Genomic DNA, 19,517 nt, shown 5'->3' with positions numbered 1-19,517 from the left:
CATCAAACTTGAAACCGACTCTTTGCCACTAGTATTACATTCTATTTGAATTTGTATGAAAGTTACTTAGGGCGATAGTTTGTGCCTTGAAGTTAGCTGGTCATCCATAACTATAACATATTCAAAGATTGGTGACGGAGCCGAATACGGCAATTTTGTTACCTATTTATGAAATCGAAAGGAAGATATGATGACACAACAACATTTAATTGCCCTAGATTTAGACGGTACTTTACTAAAGGACGATAAAACGATCTCTGAACGTAATTTACAAGCCATCACCAAAGCCCAACAAGCAGGCCATAAAGTGGTCATTTCAACCGGAAGACCATACCGTGCTAGTCTTCAGTATTATCAACAATTAAATCTTCAAACAGCCATTGTTAATTTTAATGGGGCCTTTGTGCACCATCCATTCGATAAAAGCTTTCAAACGATGCATTCACCATTAGATTTAAAAACTGCACAAACAGTCATTGAAACATGTGAAGCCTTTCAAGTAAGTAATATTATGGTCGAAGTTGTTGATGACTTCTATTTACGTCACTTCGATCAACTTTTAATTGATACGTTTGTAGCAGGAAATAGCCCCGTGGAATATGGTGACTTAAAAAAACTACTAACTGAGGATCCGACGTGTATTTTAATTCACCCCCATGATCACCATGTCCAAGATTTAAAACAATTATTAAAGGATGCTCATGCACAAGTGATTGACCAACGCTCATGGGGAGCACCCTGGAATGTTTTAGAGCTCGTCAAGACGGGAGTTAACAAAGCAGTAGGATTAAAGAAGGTTGCTGATTATTACCAAATCCCTGCTGAAAGAATTATCGCTTTTGGAGACGAAGATAATGATTTTGAAATGATTGAATACGCAGGCAAAGGAATTGCTATGCATAATGCAATTCCAGAACTCAAATCCTTGGCTAACGACATTACTCTCTCCAACGAAAAAGATGGTATCGCCGTATATCTAGAAGAAAACTTGTCATTATAACAAACAGGCCTGTCACATTTTACATGAAGTAAAATGTGACAGGCTTTCATTTAATTGATGAATCTACTACACCGTTTCACAATCATAAGCAGAAATGTTAGCTTTCAAGTTCGAGTAACTCATCCTACTCACCTTCCGCTTTTTATGATAAGCTAGCATTAATTAGGAAGATTCGTAGTTTTTAGTTTTTAGGAGGATTACAATGGTACATATATTTCAACTACAAAAAGATGCTTCTGAAGAAACACTGATTAAACTGGCCCATCTATTATTAGAACAACAAGGTCCCTTGGCCAAAAACGAGCCCTTTGCTACGGATATGCATGCCCAAATATTAGCAACGATTAAGTTAGCCCAAGAGGAACACTCTCACGCTCATATTTTTATTGCAGAAAAAGAACAAGCATTTGTTGGAGCCGCTTTTCTAAATGTAGCTATTAGTATTGATAAAGGTGGTCATTACATCTGGCTAAATGATTTATTTGTCCACAAAGAACACCGCAATCAAGGGATTGCCAAAAAAATTCTTCTCAAAGTCATCTATTGGGCAGAAACAAAAAATATAAAAGGTATTGAACTCGAAACAGGTATTAATAATGAAGCCACAAAAGCCTTATATAATTCTTTAGGCTTTTATGATATTATTTCAAAACGATACGGCTTTGGATTTTAGATTTTTTTTTAAGTGGACAGACACCCTCATTTTCAAACCGCTCTCATTCCCCTTTATACGCATAACCTTTATATCGTTAAATTTTCTACGCCCATTTCTTACTCGTTATGGGCTTTTTGCTTCTTTTTTCTGAATATTCAACATATGATGTAGCAAACTCAATAAACTTCTCAATTGAATTTTCAGAGATACATTCTCTTACCTTAGCCAACGATTAAAGGGGTGTGCCCTACATGAATGATGCATATTTAGAAGTAGAATTTTCTGAACTCTATATAGAATTAACGAAAACAGCACTCCATCAATTTATTAAAAGAATGATGAGTCAGAATTACTCTCTCTATTGGCGTTATGATGCGAAGACAATATATTTAATGGTCGAGTTAGATGAGTCTGTTCATGAATTACCTTTCGTTCGAAATCCGAATTTTTTAACACTATCTGTGACGAACCTCCATGTATATGATGAAGTCCTCGCTACTTCTCTTGAAAAATTATTACAAGCAGAAAAAGGAAACGGTATCGTTAAAAGGGTAACGGAAGGCCCTCATTATATAACTTCGTATCGGGCTGGTGACATTGAATCAATGATAGAAATCGATGGGAGTGAAAAAGTGATGATGAACCGAAACGGATCAATGATCCAATACCGTGATGACGGCAAATCAGTAGAACCACAAACTCTTTATAATATGATGACATTAGAAATCGATTACGTGCTAATGGAGCTGTTTGAAGCCATTACCGATGCCGATGATCTGTCTATAGAGTCTCATAAAAAGAAGCTAAAAAAATTATTATCTCGTCGTGAGCAAGTCGAACACCTTTTAGCTAAGTAAGACTTATCGTTCATAAAAGCTTATGAGCAAGCATCGAGCAATCGTGCTTGCATTTTTTCGGGGACACCGTTTTATCCATCAGTATCCCACTCTTATACACTCGGATAATAAATGACCATCGTCATTTCACAATCTACCTCTCCTATTGCCCGGTATACATGTTCGCGATCAGCCTTAAAATGAATCGCTTCCCCTTGTCTAACCCAATAGCTTTCTTCATTAACATCAACCTGAAGTTGCCCGTGTTCTACCATGATGAATTCTTCCACACCAATCGAATGAGCTTCTGCCCGGTAACCATATCCTACCTTCAATCGAGCAGAATAGATTTCAAATGGTTTAAAGACTTGTTTAGCAAACAATGGAAATACCTCATAACCGCCATCATGATTCGTTAAGCTTTTTACATCGGCCCGTTTAACAATTTGTACCTCTTCTTGTTCTTCCTCAATAAAAAAGCTAAATGGCAAGCCTAACCCTTTCGCAATCTTCCATAAGGTCGAAACAGTTGGGTTGGATATACCTCGTTCTATTTTCCCTAACATTGGCTTACTTACCCCTGTTTGAGTAGCTAGCTCCTCTAAGGACAAGTCTTTCATATGTCGTATCTTTTTTAAACGAGTTCCAATTAAATGGTTCATCTCATTATTTTCATTCATGACTTGCCTCCATCACTTGTATACTATAGTATATATTGTATCACATAATATTCTGAATCATCTTTTTATTACATTATACATGGAATGAATTACTTTTGGGGGTGTCATGATGAAAAAGGAAAGCCTCGCCTCTGATTTTCTTTACGGCGTACAATATGGAACGACCATCGCCTTTGGCTACATTCCAGCCGCTCTTGCATTCGGATTATTAGCAAAAGCAACAGGTATTACCTGGCTTGAGACTCTTATGATGAGTATGTTTGTGTTTGCTGGAGCTGCTCAATATATGTCACTTAATCTAATTGCTCTTGGAACTGGAGGATTTGAAATTATCTTTACAACATTTATTGTGAATATCCGGCACTTATTATTAAGTGCCTCTTTAAGTGAAAAAGCAGCAAAGGACAACCGTTTCATTAAAGCCATCTATTCATTCTTTATTACCGATGAAGCTTTTGCGGTCATAACGACCAAAAAAGGTACACCTAGCTCTTCCTTTATACTCGGAGTCGGTCTGATCGGCTACCTTAGTTGGGTCAGCATGTCTTTGTTTGGTTTTGTCATCGGACAAGGTTTACCTGTCCTGCTTCAAGAAAGCATGGGAATTGCTCTCTACGCCCTTTTTATCGCTCTGCTTGTCCCAAACATGAAAAGGAATGGCAAAGTCATCTCTCTCGCTGTTAGTGCCGCACTACTAAATGGACTGTTATCACAATTTTTAGCAGATGGATGGGCCATTGTTTCTGCCACACTACTCGCTTCCATTGGAGTTGAAATCATCTTTAGGAGAAAGGAGTCATTCACTTGAATTTATGGGTTATTATTATCGGCATGGCGATTGTTACATACATACCAAGAATGGTACCACTTGTTTTCTTTGATCCTAAAAAGTTACCTCAACCTGTTCAAGCAACATTAAAAAATGTGCCGTATGCCGCATTAGGTGCTCTCATTTTCCCTGGCATTCTTGTTGCCACAGACCAGATGTGGATGGCAATAACAGCTGGCATCGTTGCCGGTGTTTTTGCCTACTTTGGTTCTTCTTTACTCATTGTTGTCATCGCAAGTATTGTAACTGTTTTACTGCTCACCTTGATTTGAAATCGTCCGGTTCATTCTATTCTCCTACTATAATTAACATTTATTTGGTATAAAAGTAAAAAAACACTTAAAGGAGATAAAAACATATGACTGATTGGGTCATTCTCATTACTCTATTTGTAGTCGGTTCAATCGCTTCATTAATTGCTGGCAAAAGAACGAAATACCAAATGATCATTTGGTTAATGAGCACGTTAGCATTGCTTACCATACACTTCTTTTTCAAATAATTTTATCCTGTTCCGTTAAACCTCAGAATACTCAACTGCTATTTCCCTCATCATAAACGTGCAAGTTATATAGGCGTAAAAGCTCATCTCAAATGAATGGCGGTTCTTTTTTTACATTCATTATCATTTTTATTCCTGTCATTCTCCATGTTGCCCTTCATGCCTTCCCTTTCTTTTATCAATCAGAAAAGGTACAATAGAGGAATGGACGAATTTAAGGAGGGATAACATGGCTTCATACATAGCAAATGACATCAGGCAAGATCAACATTTACATACAGACATTCGTGCTACGTATCGTAAGCTTATCTCTTCACGTTATTTTACAAAAGGCCAGCTTGAATGGGTAACACAAGACTTACTCAAAAGACTAAGTCATCAATACAAAGATCAAATTACCGCTCTTATTTTTTATTATATAGAAGAAGTGATTAACTTAATACCGGACAAAGCGTCCTACGTCGAGCACGAACGACGCTTTTTACATTTTTATCAAGTATGTACGGACTACCTCCTGAATTATTTAAATCAGAAGCCTGAGCATTTTACGTTTATGGCGGAAACAACACTAACTTTATTAGAAAACCAAAATCAATTAAAAAAACCATGGGCTCCTTTTTTATATGAACTTTATGTGCAAGTTGACCAAACGAAGAGGGCATTTATTTATCATCTCATCTCCTCTTCCAAACAGCTAGACGGCCCATTACACCGAAAAGTTGGCATTGTCTACAGTTATATTTTGCTTGATCAAGGGGATAAAGAGGTTGCCTTGGACCTACTAATGACAATTAAAGATTTGCAAGAAATTGAGGTTAGCCCACATTTTCAGTTATTAAAAAAAGATAAAGCCTACGAAACATTAGCCAATTGGTTTGAGAAACTGTGGACTGGACATCATAGCCCTAGCTATTACGGTTCACTTCAGGCTCTGTATGATGAAGTGAAAATCAAACTAAATCACGATCCGAATCAGCATCAAAAGATTTGGGAAAGATGGCTCTTGGCCCCACACTATCAACGATTGCAATCATTATTAGAGCATTTGTCAGCCGAGCAAAAGCAACAAGCGGTTGAAACGCTTTTACCCGAATTAAAAAAGAGACTCCATAAACCTGATGCTGCGTTAACTTATACACGAATCTTAATGGATTTTGGTCATTATACAGATGTGGCGACATTCTTTTTAACGATGGAGAAGGACCCTCTTAAAATTAAACAAGATAAATTTGAACTACTTCAACAGCTAGCCCTTAAGCAACCCGAGCTGGCAAAAGCCATTTTTCATCAATATGCTTTACGTCTCATTGAGAAAAAAAGTAGAGTACATTACGAACAAGCAGCCCAATATATTAAACAATTAAAGAAGCTGTATATGCACACAGAAAATACCGAGGAATTTTTAGATTATATCGAACAGTTAAAGAAAAAGTATCGAACTTATCGAGCCTTTATTGAGGAGTTGAAAACCGTTGAGTGAATCAATTATTGTCCATGGCGGTTGGTTACAAGCCCGCTTTTTTATATGGGGAGAAGCCAAACCGAAGGCTCGTTATGAACAAATAGTCAACTTTCAATACCCATTTTTATATGACCCATTTGAATTAAAGCTTTTATTATTTCGTCACGACAAGCTTTCTTTTTATGGTACCTTTATTGATTCTAGTCAAGCGATTATGGATGTCCCGTTAGTTGATCGTCAGTTCTATTCGCTCGCCGGTTCATCGATCATTTATCAATCAGAGGACCAGATGACATCTTATTCCTTCCCAGTTGAAGGTATTGCCTTATCCGTTGATGAGGTCGTTCAACATTGGATGACTTTCACTAACTGGTCTACTGAGAAACAGATGGAGATAGCTCCTGACTTATGCTATTGGCTTGACCTATTTGCTGAAATTAGAACGTTTATTAAGGCTGGCTCTTTTCTACCTAATCCTCAAGGTAATTGGGTATTAGAGGATTTCCCTATCGAAAAATGGGCTCAAGCTGCACCACCATCTACTCTTAACATGAGACAACCTTCCAGTATGAAGCAACAAACCGCCGAATCGAAGACTGCTCATGAAAAGATACAAGAAATAATCTCACTCTTAACTAATTCAGCCATGCGTAAATTAAGTGAGGAAGATGACGTCATTCATGCCATCAATGATTGGAAAAAGGAATTACCAAAGAAATGGGAAACCCTTGTTTCCACCTTATTAAAAGACGAACAAGTTCTAGCAACTGTACCAGCTAACAAATTACAGGAACAACTTAGGACCAAGCAAACAAAGCCTTTTCAATCTGCATTATTATTGCTGGAGCCAGCACAGGCTCATGAAGATTGGTATGTACAGGTAGCGGTAAGTGATCGGGCCAACTCGAATTTAATCGTAGGAATGGACGACTTATACGAGGGTAACCACCCATGGCTCCAAAATCCAATTCCTTTGTTAAAAAATGACTTGCAAGCCATCAAAAATGCGATACCATTTTTGACTGAAATCGGCATGACTCAACCGAAAATAGCCCTTGCTCCGCAGCTCGCCTATCAACTTTACACCGAGTACGATGAGATGGCTTCAGAAGCAGGTTTTAAATTAATTGTTCCAAAATCACTATTAGAGCAAAAGAAGATGAAGGTCGAATTACAAATGGCTACCCCTGAAAATCAATCAAATGGGGATCCCATCGTTGACTGGCATAGTTTAGCTCAATTTTCGTTTCAGATTGCGATTGGTGACCAAGTTCTAACAGAGCAAGAGTTTAGGGAGTATGTGAACCGTGATGAACCTTTCCTCCATATGAACGGCGAGTGGTTAGCATGGGACAGAACCTTAGCAAATCGACTCAAGCAACATTTGGAACAGATGAGCAAAAAGGCTTCTTATTTAGATACTTGGTTGATTAATGAACAAAAAGAAGTGATTCCGGCGAGCTTAGAGGAAATTGACTTTGAGATCCAGTGGGACCGTTCAATGACCGATCAATTAGTCAGTCTCTATCAAAACAAAGCTGAAAATATTCCGATTCCAGATGCTCTCCGTGGATCATTAAGACCTTATCAACTTGAAGGTGCTTCGTGGTTATACCATTTAAGGCGTGCTGGCTTCGGCGCTTGCTTAGCTGATGATATGGGCTTAGGGAAATCCATTCAGACGATTGCTTATATCTTACATGTTCTCAAACAACAAGAAGAGCATTCGAGACAACCATTTTTACTCATTTGCCCGACTTCCCTACTCTTTAACTGGCAAATAGAATGTGATAACTTTGCACCTGACTTAAAGGTCTTTATTCATCATGGCGCTTCTCGTTTACCGATAGATGATTCACATTGGGACGAATATGATTTAATACTCACCTCCTATCAAATGGCGGTTCGTGATCAAGAGCTGCTAAGTGATTATAGCTGGAATGGTTTAATTTTAGATGAAGCACAACATATTAAAAATATTGAGACGAAGCAAAGAAGGACGATCAAAGCGATCCATGCTAAACACCGAATCGCTTTAACCGGTACACCTATCGAGAATAAATTAAGAGAATTATGGTCATTAATTGACGTATTGATTCCAGGACTCTTAGGTAGACATTATCAATTTCAACGCGACTTCATCCAGCCTATTGAAAGAAATCAAAACGAAGAAAAGCTTAAACAGTTACAGCACCTTATTTTCCCATTTATTTTAAGGAGGAAAAAGTCAGATGAATATTTACAGCTCGGCTTACCTCTTAAAACCGAAACGACACACCGTGTCCCTCTTTCAGTGGAACAAGCTATGTTATATCAAATGATTGTTGATGAGCTCTTAAATAAACTGGATGATCTTAACTCATTTGAAAGAAGGGCGATTATTCTAAAAAGCTTGACGAGATTAAAACAAATATGTAATCATCCTGCTCACTTCTTAAAAGATCGTGATTATGAAAAACATGATTCTGAAAAGTGGAATGCGTTTATGAACCTCATTCAAGAGATAACGATAAATAGACGAGAAAAGGTGTTAATTTTTACGCAATATAAAGAAATGGGTACGATTATTTCCGATGCACTTCATGATCGCTTCCAACAAGAAATCCCTTTTTTGCACGGGAGTCTTACCCGTTCTAAACGAGAAGAAGCAGTCAAGAGCTTTCAGGAAAACCCAGACATTCCCGCTTTTATACTCTCACTAAAGGCGGGAGGCGTCGGTTTAAATTTAACAGCAGCTACGCATGTTATCCACTATGATCGTTGGTGGAACCCTGCTGTTGAAAATCAAGCAACCGATCGTGCCTTTAGAATTGGTCAAAAATCGGATGTGACCGTCCATAAATTTATAACAATTGGAACTCTAGAAGAGCGAATCGATCAAATGCTTCAGCGCAAGCAAGGCTTAGCTAATGAGGTATTAACAGTATCTGAAAACCGAGTTACAGAATTATCGAATGATGAAATTGTCGAGTTAATCCATTTACAAACAACCTAAAGGGAGGCTCTCTGTATGGCTAAGAAAGCGACAGATTTACCAGAAAAATTTGCTGATTTTTGGATGCCCCACTACCAAAAACCAAACACTGAGCACCCTTCCAGTGCTAATGAAACATATGAACATTCCTCTTGGCATCAAGTGAAAGCAGCCATCAAAAAGCAAGCTGAACTTAAGTGGAAAGATTCATAATCGTAAAAAGCTCTCCCTGTTAGCACATGCTTTTGGAGAGCTTTTTATATAATTTTTCTGCCTAAGTGCTGGTGCACGCCTGCTGGTTGTGCAGTTATTGAAGTATATTCTCTGAGCATTTCAACATTAAGTCCCTCTAAGGAGTCACGGCAACACATGATTTCCAACAAGAATGACCAATCATGCTCTAAGTTCGCACCGAACCTAATATGTTATGGAAAAAGAGCAGATACTCTTCATAAGAGTACTGCTCTTTTAACGTTTTTCTGAGTGCTCTTTTTTATTGGCCAATTTCCACGGTTTCAGTGCTTTCAATTAATCCATGGCTATCCGCTACTTCTTGCCCGTTAATTTCATATAAGACGAGTGTAGCGACTACTTCATAAGAGCCTGAATCAAATCCGCTCACATCAATCGCTTCTGTAAACGAAATGTCCTGCCCCGCTTTTAATTCTTCTTGCTCTAAAGCCATCGTAAACATCTTATCTGCAGAGTATCTATAAACTTCCGCTTGATTTTGGTCAAGTAGGATAATTTCAAAACGTTGGCCTGACGAAAAAGTTAACGTCATATCTTCAGAACCTTCGTTAGTAAGTGTCATCTGCACATCTAACTTTCCCCCTTGTTCCGTTGTCTCAAGTTTGAATTTCAACGATTCCCACTCTCCTTCATCAATAGCTTGCTCTTCTTCATCAGACGGTTGCTCTTCTGGCGTCTCTATATCTTCTGGCTCATTTGGATTACTTCCTGTTTGCTGGTCACCCGTTCCACACGCAACTAAACCAATACATAACATCGCTATACATAATGAAAAGATATACTTTTTCATAAGCCTCTCTCCTTTAGTCTTTTCGAAACAACCCGAACACTTCTGTTGTTTCAATAATATTTGTAAAGGCCATTGGATCAGTCTGCTTTAATACTTCTTTTAAGTCATACAATTCATATCTCGTTAACACAATCATAAGCACTTCGCTTTTTTCAGAAGTATAACCTCCTTTTGCTTCTACTCTAGTTATCCCTCTTTCAAAATGATTATAAACTCGTTCTTTCACTTGCTCTGGCTGTTTAGTTACAACAAAAGCTGTTAACTTAACATGGCGCGTATGAATGGTATCTATGACTCTAGAAGTGACATACAACGTTACAAGTGTATACAGAGCTTTTTCAGGATCAAACATAATACCAGACGCTACAACAATGAGTCCATTTAAGATGAAGAAGTAGATACCAATCGGACGATCGTTATATCTAGCTAATAATAGGGCGATGATATCTAGGCCACCAGAAGAAGCCCCTACCTTTAACGTGATTCCTGCCCCTATCGCCGTGATGACACCACCAAACACAGCATTTAATATAATATCTGGTGAAAATTGAATGATAGGTATTACCTCAAGGAAGATGGTTGTACTAACAACACTTAAGAAACTATAAACAGTGAAGCTTTTCCCTACTTTAAACCAACCAATAATCGCCACAGGAATATTTAATAGAAATAGGGTAATGCCTGTTGATAATGGAATAACCGTGGCAAGTAACTGAGAAATCCCTGTGAAGCCACTTGCAAAAACATTCGCTGGTATTAAGAAGAAATTTAAAGACATTGCAATAAACATAGCCCCTAAAATCACAACAAAAGTCTTTTTGATTTCGCTCACTAATGTTCGTTTCATAGGATCAATTAGCTCATTGCTGACTGCTTTTCTTTTATTAGATGTTGATTAAACCATTGAACGGCTTGCAAAACAGCATGCCTTGAAACCTTATGACCTGTCTTCTCTTCTACAATTAATTTTAAATGTTCTGGTGTATGCTGATATTGTTGTTGTACTGACTGATATAACTGCTCTGAAAAATAAGAAGGTACGACTTGGTCCTGTTTCCCATGCCAAATTAAAAGCGGCTTACTAGCTAGTTTCTCTAATTGACTAGATAAATCAAATGGTTGTAGCTTGCTTAAAACCAATTCTTTCATACCCTCATCAATAGGAACACCTTGTTTTTCCATCATATCAACTTGCGCTTTTGCGAATTGCTGATAATAAGCGGTCCCCATTAAAGATACAGCTGACTGTATCCAAGGATATTGGCTTAATGCACCTAATGTGGTTATCGCCCCCATTGATGTCCCTATCACGCCAATTCTGTTTCTATCTGCTCTACCTGATTCAACAAGTAGTTCTTTTAAAGCAGATAGTTCTCCGATTGAAGTCAAGACAATCTCCCAAAACGATAAGGCTAGTTTCTTTTCATTATTTGATACGTCATCTTCTCTTTCACCATGGTGAAGAGCATCTGGTAAAATCACTCGAATACCTTGTTCTGCCAACAAATAAGCAACATGTAAATTATGCTCCTTTGCACTTGTAAATCCGTGTAAAAAGAATACGGTTGGTATGTCAGACAGATCCTTTAAATCTGCCTCTACAACATGTAACGTTGGAATTTCGACCATTGTTTCTTTTTCTACAATAATCATGCGCCAACCCCCTCCATCCTATTTTATTTCCTTATTATAACATTCCCCAATAGGACAAGCACCAATCAAAGAATTGTATGTAAGATATGACTTTATTTATTCTACTGTCAATTAGATGTTATCCAAATAAAAGAAGCCATACGAAGTAAGAAAACTTCATATGGCTCCTTGTTATTTCGTCTGATTATAGTGCTTAACGCTATAAAGTGCCCCTTCATCGACCATCTTTTGATCTTCTATATCATACGGGTCTGGGTGCCCCATTCTTAATTGCCTTGAGTTCTTTTTTTCTTTTCCAACAAGTGAACAGACTTTCTGATAAATATCCTTTGACTTTGTTTTAAGTTCATTTCTACGCTTATCGTTTAGTAAGTAGACCGTTGTTGCGGCACTAGCACTAGCAATTAAAGTTGCACATATCGTTTTCTTATAAGCCATCAATATAACCACCTTTCGTCTGCTTTCTATTCTTTTCCCTCCATTTAATAAAACTTAAACATGGAAAATTAAAAAATAATCATAGACCTTCTTTTATGGCCGTCCTCAAACAGATCGGCATAATCATTTTCTTTCTATGCATACTAATTAAAAAGGGGGTGGCGGGATGTCTCAAACACGTGATAATAACAAAAAACCTAAAGACCATAACGCATACAATCAACTTAAAAATGAGCAAGAAAAGAAAAATGCTCGTGCAGGAAAGCATAATAATTCTAAAAAAACCGATCACCTTTAATAGCCTATATTAAAACCACTTTGGCGGAGCACCTATGCTCTGCCAAAAACAATACCCCTGAAGTTACTCCTTCAGAGGTATCACTTAATCCTTATTATTTTGTACCAAATAATTCTCCCGGACTTTTTACAACCCACTCTGGACCTTGGTTGATTTCACCAGTCCAAGACAACATTCCACCATTAAAATTAATAACCTTGTCGAAACCTTGTTCTTTCAAATATAAAGCGACATTTTGGCTACGACCACCACTTCTACAAATAAACACATACTCTTTATCCTGCTCTAACTCACTAACATAATTCGGAATCGTATTCATCGGCATTAACGGCACGCCTGGGATGTGAAATTCATCATACTCCTCTAACTCACGCACATCAATAAAAATACGTTCACTTTTATTCTCATTTAATAATTCTTTTAGTTCGTTCTCTTTAATCTGTTTAATCCCATCTTGTATATGACTCATCTTTTTCACCTCATTCATCATTTTTATGTCATTTTAGGCTTCTTTAAACGCCATAGTCGATACAAATGATAAACAATCACTTTACCCACTGCGTACGTCGGTACCGCTAAAAGAAGACCTAGTAACCCTGCGAACTTACTGGCAACTAACAATAATAATATAATCGTTAGAGGGTGGATCGCAAGCTTTTTACCCATAACAATTGGTGATATTAAGTTACTTTCTATTTGCTGAACAATGACAATTATCCCTGCAACAAATAAAGCGGTAGGTAATGAATCAAATAAGGCAACGATGACACCAGGAAATGCACCAATCCATGGACCGATAAATGGTATGACATTTGTAAACATCGCAATGAGAGCCAACACCAATGGATAGTCTATCCCGACGATTAAATACCCAATATACATCATAACACCTACGCAAAAACTAACGATGATCTGACCTTGGATATAGGAGCTTAGTGCATCATCCATATCAGAAAGTATACGACGACCTTCCGCTTGTTGCTTTTTCGGTAACAGCTTTAATGTATTTTCAGGTGCTTTTTTCCCATCCTTAAGCATAAAGAACAGGACAAATGGAATAATCGCCATCACAACAAGGACATTGGCAATGACACCAATTACATTTGTAATATTTGAGCCGACTGAACTCATTATGTCAACCATATAGGTTTCCAAAGCCGTTACGATATCTTCAAAAGAGACGATCTCTCCTTCTTGGAACCTTGCAAACCACTCACTCGTTTGAATAGAAACAATCCATTCTCTTATTCCATTTACAATCGTTGGCCAATTCTCTACTAATTGATTAAATTGGTTTTGAATCTCTGGACCAATCAAGAAAATCATCAGAACAATTAAAGCTATAGCGGTTAAGAAGATAATTAAAATTGATAAAGTTCTTGGAATCCACCTTGAAAGAAAATTAACGAGAGGTCTTAGTAAATAATAAAGAACCCCGCCTAATAAAATAGGGGCAAATAATGTTTGCACTAAAATAATGATAGGTTGAAAAACCCAACTTATGAGTGAACCTAAGTAAATGACAACAAAAATGAGTACTAACCAAATTCCAAAACGAAAATACTTACTATCCGGCATCTGCATATTCCTTCCATTACATTTTATTAGAATTATAGCACTAGTGAATTACTTTTCCTACTAAAAGCCATACAGAAGCTTTTGTATGAAAGTTACTGCTGATACTCATGTGCAGAGCCTTGCCCGTCGCTACCGAAAATCATGCTCCGCGACAATCACGTGGTGCGGAGCTAATCGGCTACGCCGCTGGATCTCAGCTCTGCCACTACGTCCCACGAGAGTCTCCGCATGTTTTCGTCCACTGGGTTACTGCTAAATGTCAAATAAAAAAATCTAACACCATTCTTTTAAATAAAAAAGACAAAATCAAAATTAAATGAAGTGCCACCAGTTAAAGAGCCAAATTCTACTTTCATATTTGTTGGTGGTGGAGCGGTTTTGGCTCCGCCATGGGCGTTTTGTATGAAAGTCGCTATAAGACAATAATCTGTCTCTTCAGATATAGCTCAAAGAATGGGGAGCACGCTTTCCACAGGCGGGCGCTGAGCTATATCAAAATTAATATTTGTTGGTGATGCAAGTGGTGATTATCCCTTAACAAATCAGCTCTTGTTCAACCTGCACGATGTTCTGCTTTTTTGTTTGTATCTTTCTTTGACAAAAAGAGCATACAAGTCAGACCTTGTGCTCTTTTGTACAATGGTTCATATCACTTCGTTGTTAGCTCTCATTTACAGTTCTCTTTAGACAGGTTTGTCGCTTTATAAAACGATAAGGAATAATCGTCTTTTTTACATCATAACTCGGGTCAGCAATGCGATGAATGAGCTTATCTGTACCTTGAAAACCTAATTCATAAATATTAATATCAACTGTTGTTAATGGTGGTGACGATAGCTCTGATAACATAACGTTATTAAAGCTTACAATTGACATTTCCTCAGGTACCGAAATTCCCATTTCATCTAACATACGTAGAACTCCTAATGCCATTAAATCATCGGCCACTACAAGGGCAGTCGGACGTTCTTCAAGTGTCATAAATTCTATAACAGCTTCTTGGCCACCTTCTAATACCTCATCATTATAAACAATATACTCTTCACGCACAGGTATATTGGCATTATTGAGTGCCCTCTCGTACCCCATTTTATGATCTTTAGTGACGACATAATCTAAATTACCACCAATAAAACCAATTCTTTCATGACCTAATAAAAGTAAATATTCCGTAACCGTTTTTGATGCACGTATATTATCATTATTCACATAGAAAATCTCATCTTCCTCTACGCCCTGTGGTCTTCCAACGAGAACAAAAGGAAAAGTCTGCTCTAATAGAAAAGAAAGTACGCCATCATTTGCTTTTGAATAGAGTAAAATGATTCCATCAACTCTACGACTATATACCATTTGTTTAACTTCTTCTAAAATTTCTTGGTCGGTTTGGCCAGTTGATAAATACAAACCATACTTATCCAAATATGCTTTTGCTGTAATTCCTCTTAAAACTTCAGGGAAAAATGGATTCTGAAAAGCAACCTTAGCTGAGCTTGGTATAATAACACCTAACGTCTTTGTAGATTGATTAACAAGACTTCGAGCATTGTAATTAGGATGATATCCTAGCTCTTCCATTGCTTCCCTTACTCTTTCCTTTGTTTGCTGACTAATTCTTGGACTATCTGCTATAACACGTGATACCGTTGAAGGAGCAACTTTAGCTTTTTTGGCTACATCTTTTATCGTGATTGACATCCGGCATCCCCCTTTTCCTCATTCATACATAACCACATCTTTTTAATTGTAATATTCTCTATTCAATCGGACAATATAATTTTCCACTAATCAAGAAGAAGGCGTTAGATCTTCTCTTAGAATGATCTAAAGCGCCTTCGATTCCCTTTATCCTTTTGTTGCTCCTGATGTTAACCCTGTTAACAAGTAACGCTGTAGTAACAAGAATACTGTAGCAATTGGAATCGCAATTAAAATCGCACCTGCCGCAAATCGGGTAAAGTTATTGGCAAACTGATCATTTACAAAATTAAATAATCCAAGAGCTAAAGTAAAGTTCTCAGGACTTCTTAATAAGATTCGTGGCAAAATGAAGTCCATAAATGGTGACATAAAATTAAACAAGGCAACAACCGCTAAAATTGGTTTTGCTAATGGAAGCATGATGGTAAAAAAGATTCGAAAATGTCCTGCCCCATCTAACTTAGCAGATTCATCCAGATCCTTTGGAATTGTATCAAAATACCCTTTTACTAAGAAGGCATTCATAGGTATTGATGTTCCCACATAAATAATGATTAAACCAGCTAATGAATCAAGTAAATTAACTGTGTTTAATAAAATATAAAGAGCTACCATGGCCATTAACACTGGGAACATTTGTAATAATAAGAAGGCATACAAACCATATGTTCGGCCAGTGAAGCGGTATCTCGAAAACGCATAAGCAACCAAAGCAATCATCGTTGTCGCACAAACAGATGTTATCGTTGCAACAATTAACGTATTCTTATACCAAGTTAAATAATTACTTCTTGGATCCGTAAATAACCACTCATAATGGGTAAATGACCAGCCGTCAGAAAAGATAGCCGTACTGTAAAGACTTGTTCCTGGCTTTAATGATAAACCAATTGTCCACAGTAATGGATATAAAACAATCGCAATCATAATAAATAAGAAACCATATATACCAATTACTTCTAATTTAGATTTTGTTTTTGGACTCATCAGACACTTTCCTCCTCTTTAAACGAACGACTTCGACGGAATTGGAAGAGTGCAAAGCTAGCAACTAACAATCCAATAATAATGGAAATGGCAGCAGCCATACTGTACTGAGAACTTTCGAAGGTTAAACTATATACCCACGAGATTAAAATGTCCGTTCCCCCAGCATTTTGTCCCATCACAGGAGGCCCACCTTGATTAAATAAGTAAATAATATTGAAGTTATTAAAATTAAATGAATACTGCATGATTAATAATGGTGCTGTTGCAAACAGAACATGTGGTAATGTAATGAAACGGAATTTTTGAGTTTTTGACGCACCGTCCATATCAGCAGCTTCATACCAATCACTTGAAATACTTGTTAATATACCTGAGAATAAGGCAAAAACAAATGGAAATCCTAGCCAAACCTGAATCATAATAAGTGCTGTTTTCGTCCAGAACGGATCAGATAACCAATTAATCCCTGTCCCACCAAATAAAGGCATAATAATGTCTCGGTTTATTGCTCCAAAATTATCATTAAACATGGCTGAAAATATTAAAATTGTTACAAAACCCGGGACAGCCCAAGGTAAAATCATAATCGTTCTGAAAAACTTTTTAAATTTCACACGTTTATCATTAATTAGAACGGCTAAAAAGAGTGCCAATATAATTTGTAAGGTCGTGGCAACAAACGTCCATATCAGTGTCCAAGATAATACATTAAAAAATGTAGTTCTCCAAATATCAACCGTTAATAAATTTACAAAGTTTTGAAAGCCCACCCAATCAAGTAGATTTCTTGGCGGTGCGTTATAAAGACTGTAATTTGTAAAAGCTAAGCCAACCATATACATTAAAGGAAACACAACAGTGAAAATTAATAGTAGTAGACCTGGTCCTGTTAGTAAGTATGGAAAACTTTTATCATAGGCATGCTTAAAGCCCTCTCTTACACTTAAGGCTTTAAACCCTTGTTGGATTCTCTTTGCATCCTTTCTAGCATCAATTATGTTAAGCGAATAAAATAAAAGAGCTATCGCAATTACGATAAGTGATATAATCCCTTGAGCTAGTAATACACGTGAATCATCTGTACGGGGAATCGTACCTAGAGTAAATAGTCCCCAAAAACCTATGTTTAAAAAGCTATAAAATACAGTAATAAAGGATGCAAAAAGAACCAAAAATGCGCTTCCCTTTATGAATCTCCGATTATATAATTGGCCCAGTCCAGGGATTACCGATAAAGCAGTAGCAAGTCCCACAGAGTGCTTATTAGACTGCTGTTTTATTTCCTCGCTCATTTCCATTCCTCCTCATATTGCTTGACTTCGAAATCCGTCCTCATGAGGAAATCAATTTCCTTTTTCGAAATCTTTCTAACTATTTAGAAGAATGGAAGTCCATTAATGAACTTCTCATTCTTCTAAAGAAAAATTTTATTTAGCTTTCTTGCAATTCAATATCTGCTTCAATCTGTTGAACCGCATCTTCCAGTGCTTCTGTTACGTCAGAACCTTGAGTAATATGAATGAACGCATCTTCCATTGGGCCCCAAATTTGAGACATAGCAGGTATATTCGGCATTGGAACTGCAAATTCTGCTTGTTCAGAGAATGATGCCATAAATTCATCATCAATGGTCACATCTGTACGTGCAGGTAACTCTGCAGCTGTTTCGAAATAAGTTAATGAACTTTCAGCATTTGTGATATATAAGGCTAATTCTAATGCCCACTCATAGTTCTCCGTATATTCATTAATTAACCAACCTTTAACTCCAGAGAATGATGCCAATGGCTCGTCGTTAATCATTGGAAGTGGAACTACCGCTAAGCTATCACCAAGAGCTGCTTGGTAATTTGGAATATTCCATGGACCTGAAATAACAGCACCTACTTTGCCATCTTCAAACAATCCATTCATAATGTCACCATTAATACCGGTTGGAATAAATCCATCATTAAACCAACCTTGGATACGCTCAGCCGCTTCAATTGAACCAGCATTTGCTAAACCAACATCTTTTGAATCGTATGCACCATCAGCATCTTGATTAAATACATAACCACCATAAGCATCTAAGAAAGGATATAAATAATAGAAATTCGTTGCTTCCATTAAGAAACCATACTCATCATTTGAAGCATTTGTTAAGTCTGCTGCAATTGTTTCGATATCTTCAAATGTTTGTGGTGCTTCATCCACTAAATCTTTATTGTAATAAAGAGCATATGTTTCTGTAACAGCTGGGATACCATATTGAACACCTTCGTACGAGAATGCTTGAATGGCTCCTTCCGTGTAACCTTCTAATTGCTCTTCAGTCAATTCAATTTCACGTGCTAAACCTTCTAGGACCGCTTGACCTAATCGATCATTTGGTTGGAAGAATAAGTCTGGACCACGACCTGCAGGACCATCTAAAGAGATCGCATCCATTTGGTCTAACATGGAGAATTCTGTAATTTTCACTGGAATTCCATGTTCTTCTTCAAATTTTTCTGCAATCATTTCATATGCATCTAATTGGTCCTCTTCATCATTTACCCACATTGTTAATTCTTCTGGCTTCTCAGCTTCTACTTCTGTACCGCCATTATCTGTGTCCGTACCGCCTGTATCAGTATCTCCTGTCTCTTCTCTATCAGGTCCACATGCAGCTAGTAACAGAACTAGTAATAATGTAACAACCGTTCCAAGTACTTTTTTCATTTTCATTCCCCCTAAAATATCATTATGAATAGTAGTTTACCCTAAAACCATCTAACGATTAGTTCCAGACCTCACCCCCTTAAATAATGAAACCCTTTACATACATAAACAAGATTAATAACTCAAAAACTTTTTAAGTAATGATATGCATAATGCGGAAATCGTTTGCACACTTC

Annotated in this window: 21 protein-coding genes; 10 read left to right on the top strand and 11 right to left on the bottom strand. The window is 37.3% G+C overall.

Features of this window, described 5'->3' with window-relative positions; genetic code table 11:
• Positions 1 to 190: 190 nt before the first annotated feature.
• From PQ479_RS11450 to PQ479_RS11440, 3 genes are all read left to right on the top strand, one after another.
• A complete protein-coding gene (locus PQ479_RS11450; RefSeq protein WP_047990452.1) occupies positions 191 to 1,000 on the top strand; it encodes a Cof-type HAD-IIB family hydrolase in 810 nt (269 codons plus the stop codon).
• Between the two features lie 202 nt (positions 1,001 to 1,202).
• The gene (locus PQ479_RS11445) at positions 1,203 to 1,673 is read left to right on the top strand and encodes a GNAT family N-acetyltransferase (protein ID WP_047990451.1); all 471 of its coding nucleotides are present in this window, start codon (positions 1,203 to 1,205) and stop codon (positions 1,671 to 1,673) included.
• Positions 1,674 to 1,906: 233 nt separating this feature from the next.
• Entirely contained in the window at positions 1,907 to 2,512 is a 606-nt protein-coding gene (locus PQ479_RS11440) for a hypothetical protein (RefSeq protein WP_047990450.1), read from the top strand.
• Between the two features lie 92 nt (positions 2,513 to 2,604).
• Here PQ479_RS11440 and PQ479_RS11435 read toward each other — a convergent pair whose 3' ends face one another.
• A complete protein-coding gene (locus PQ479_RS11435; RefSeq protein WP_047990449.1) occupies positions 2,605 to 3,171 on the bottom strand; it encodes a helix-turn-helix domain-containing protein in 567 nt (188 codons plus the stop codon).
• 109 nt (positions 3,172 to 3,280) lie between these two features.
• Between PQ479_RS11435 and PQ479_RS11430 the strand changes: the two genes are divergently transcribed.
• The 6 genes from PQ479_RS11430 (at position 3,281) to PQ479_RS11405 (ending at position 9,151) form a co-directional block, all read left to right on the top strand.
• Positions 3,281 to 3,979 carry an AzlC family ABC transporter permease gene (locus PQ479_RS11430; protein ID WP_047990448.1) on the top strand — a complete coding sequence of 233 codons (699 nt, stop codon included), beginning with the start codon at positions 3,281 to 3,283 and terminating at the stop codon, positions 3,977 to 3,979.
• Positions 3,976 to 4,272, top strand: coding sequence for an AzlD domain-containing protein (locus PQ479_RS11425; RefSeq protein ID WP_083991353.1), 297 nt, complete (start codon positions 3,976 to 3,978; stop codon positions 4,270 to 4,272). The genes PQ479_RS11430 and PQ479_RS11425 overlap by 4 nt, the downstream gene beginning before the upstream one ends.
• A gap of 86 nt (positions 4,273 to 4,358) precedes the next feature.
• Positions 4,359 to 4,502: a hypothetical protein gene (locus PQ479_RS11420; protein ID WP_273716987.1), complete on the top strand. Its 144-nt coding sequence runs from the start codon at positions 4,359 to 4,361 to the stop codon at positions 4,500 to 4,502.
• A gap of 229 nt (positions 4,503 to 4,731) precedes the next feature.
• Entirely contained in the window at positions 4,732 to 5,982 is a 1,251-nt protein-coding gene (locus PQ479_RS11415; protein ID WP_047990447.1) for a hypothetical protein, read from the top strand.
• Complete coding sequence (locus PQ479_RS11410; RefSeq protein ID WP_047990446.1) at positions 5,975 to 8,959, top strand: DEAD/DEAH box helicase; 2,985 nt, start codon at positions 5,975 to 5,977, stop codon at positions 8,957 to 8,959. The genes PQ479_RS11415 and PQ479_RS11410 overlap by 8 nt, the downstream gene beginning before the upstream one ends.
• 15 nt (positions 8,960 to 8,974) lie before the next feature.
• The gene (locus PQ479_RS11405; protein WP_273716986.1) at positions 8,975 to 9,151 is read left to right on the top strand and encodes a hypothetical protein; all 177 of its coding nucleotides are present in this window, start codon (positions 8,975 to 8,977) and stop codon (positions 9,149 to 9,151) included.
• Between the two features lie 280 nt (positions 9,152 to 9,431).
• On the opposite strand, the gene PQ479_RS11400 is transcribed toward PQ479_RS11405, so the two are convergent.
• The 4 genes from PQ479_RS11400 to PQ479_RS11385 all read right to left on the bottom strand — a co-directional run bounded on the left by PQ479_RS11400 (position 9,432) and on the right by PQ479_RS11385 (position 12,071).
• Positions 9,432 to 9,980, bottom strand: coding sequence for a BsuPI-related putative proteinase inhibitor (locus tag PQ479_RS11400; RefSeq protein ID WP_047990445.1), 549 nt, complete (start codon positions 9,978 to 9,980; stop codon positions 9,432 to 9,434).
• A 13-nt stretch (positions 9,981 to 9,993) separates the two neighbouring features.
• On the bottom strand, positions 9,994 to 10,827 hold the full coding sequence (locus PQ479_RS11395) for a YitT family protein (protein WP_047990444.1): 834 nt from the start codon (positions 10,825 to 10,827) through the stop codon (positions 9,994 to 9,996).
• A gap of 8 nt (positions 10,828 to 10,835) precedes the next feature.
• Positions 10,836 to 11,633: an esterase gene (gene yjfP / locus PQ479_RS11390; protein ID WP_047990443.1), complete on the bottom strand. Its 798-nt coding sequence runs from the start codon at positions 11,631 to 11,633 to the stop codon at positions 10,836 to 10,838.
• 171 nt (positions 11,634 to 11,804) lie between these two features.
• Complete coding sequence (locus tag PQ479_RS11385; RefSeq protein ID WP_047990442.1) at positions 11,805 to 12,071, bottom strand: hypothetical protein; 267 nt, start codon at positions 12,069 to 12,071, stop codon at positions 11,805 to 11,807.
• Positions 12,072 to 12,237: 166 nt separating this feature from the next.
• On the opposite strand from PQ479_RS11385, the gene PQ479_RS11380 reads away from it, so the two are divergent.
• Positions 12,238 to 12,369: a DUF3941 domain-containing protein gene (locus tag PQ479_RS11380; RefSeq protein ID WP_083991352.1), complete on the top strand. Its 132-nt coding sequence runs from the start codon at positions 12,238 to 12,240 to the stop codon at positions 12,367 to 12,369.
• A gap of 94 nt (positions 12,370 to 12,463) precedes the next feature.
• Here the strand turns inward: PQ479_RS11380 and PQ479_RS11375 are convergent, their stop codons facing one another.
• The 6 genes from PQ479_RS11375 to PQ479_RS11350 form a co-directional block, all read right to left on the bottom strand.
• Entirely contained in the window at positions 12,464 to 12,838 is a 375-nt protein-coding gene (locus PQ479_RS11375; protein WP_047990441.1) for a rhodanese-like domain-containing protein, read from the bottom strand.
• Positions 12,839 to 12,861: 23 nt separating this feature from the next.
• Positions 12,862 to 13,947, bottom strand: coding sequence for an AI-2E family transporter (locus tag PQ479_RS11370; protein WP_047990440.1), 1,086 nt, complete (start codon positions 13,945 to 13,947; stop codon positions 12,862 to 12,864).
• A 660-nt stretch (positions 13,948 to 14,607) separates the two neighbouring features.
• A complete protein-coding gene (locus PQ479_RS11365; RefSeq protein ID WP_047990439.1) occupies positions 14,608 to 15,645 on the bottom strand; it encodes a LacI family DNA-binding transcriptional regulator in 1,038 nt (345 codons plus the stop codon).
• A gap of 147 nt (positions 15,646 to 15,792) precedes the next feature.
• Complete coding sequence (locus PQ479_RS11360) at positions 15,793 to 16,635, bottom strand: sugar ABC transporter permease (protein ID WP_047990438.1); 843 nt, start codon at positions 16,633 to 16,635, stop codon at positions 15,793 to 15,795.
• Entirely contained in the window at positions 16,635 to 17,930 is a 1,296-nt protein-coding gene (locus tag PQ479_RS11355; RefSeq protein ID WP_047990437.1) for a sugar ABC transporter permease, read from the bottom strand. Before PQ479_RS11355 ends, PQ479_RS11360 begins: the two co-directional genes overlap by 1 nt.
• Before the next feature lie 139 nt (positions 17,931 to 18,069).
• Positions 18,070 to 19,341: an extracellular solute-binding protein gene (locus PQ479_RS11350; RefSeq protein ID WP_047990436.1), complete on the bottom strand. Its 1,272-nt coding sequence runs from the start codon at positions 19,339 to 19,341 to the stop codon at positions 18,070 to 18,072.
• Between the last annotated feature and the right edge of the window lie 176 nt (positions 19,342 to 19,517).

Source organism: Alkalihalobacillus pseudalcaliphilus (assembly GCF_028610675.1).
Taxonomy (GTDB): domain Bacteria; phylum Bacillota; class Bacilli; order Bacillales; family Bacillaceae_D; genus Alkalihalobacillus; species Alkalihalobacillus pseudalcaliphilus.
The sequence above is the reverse complement of the archived record's forward strand: the minus strand, read 5'-3'. Positions and strand labels throughout refer to the sequence as shown.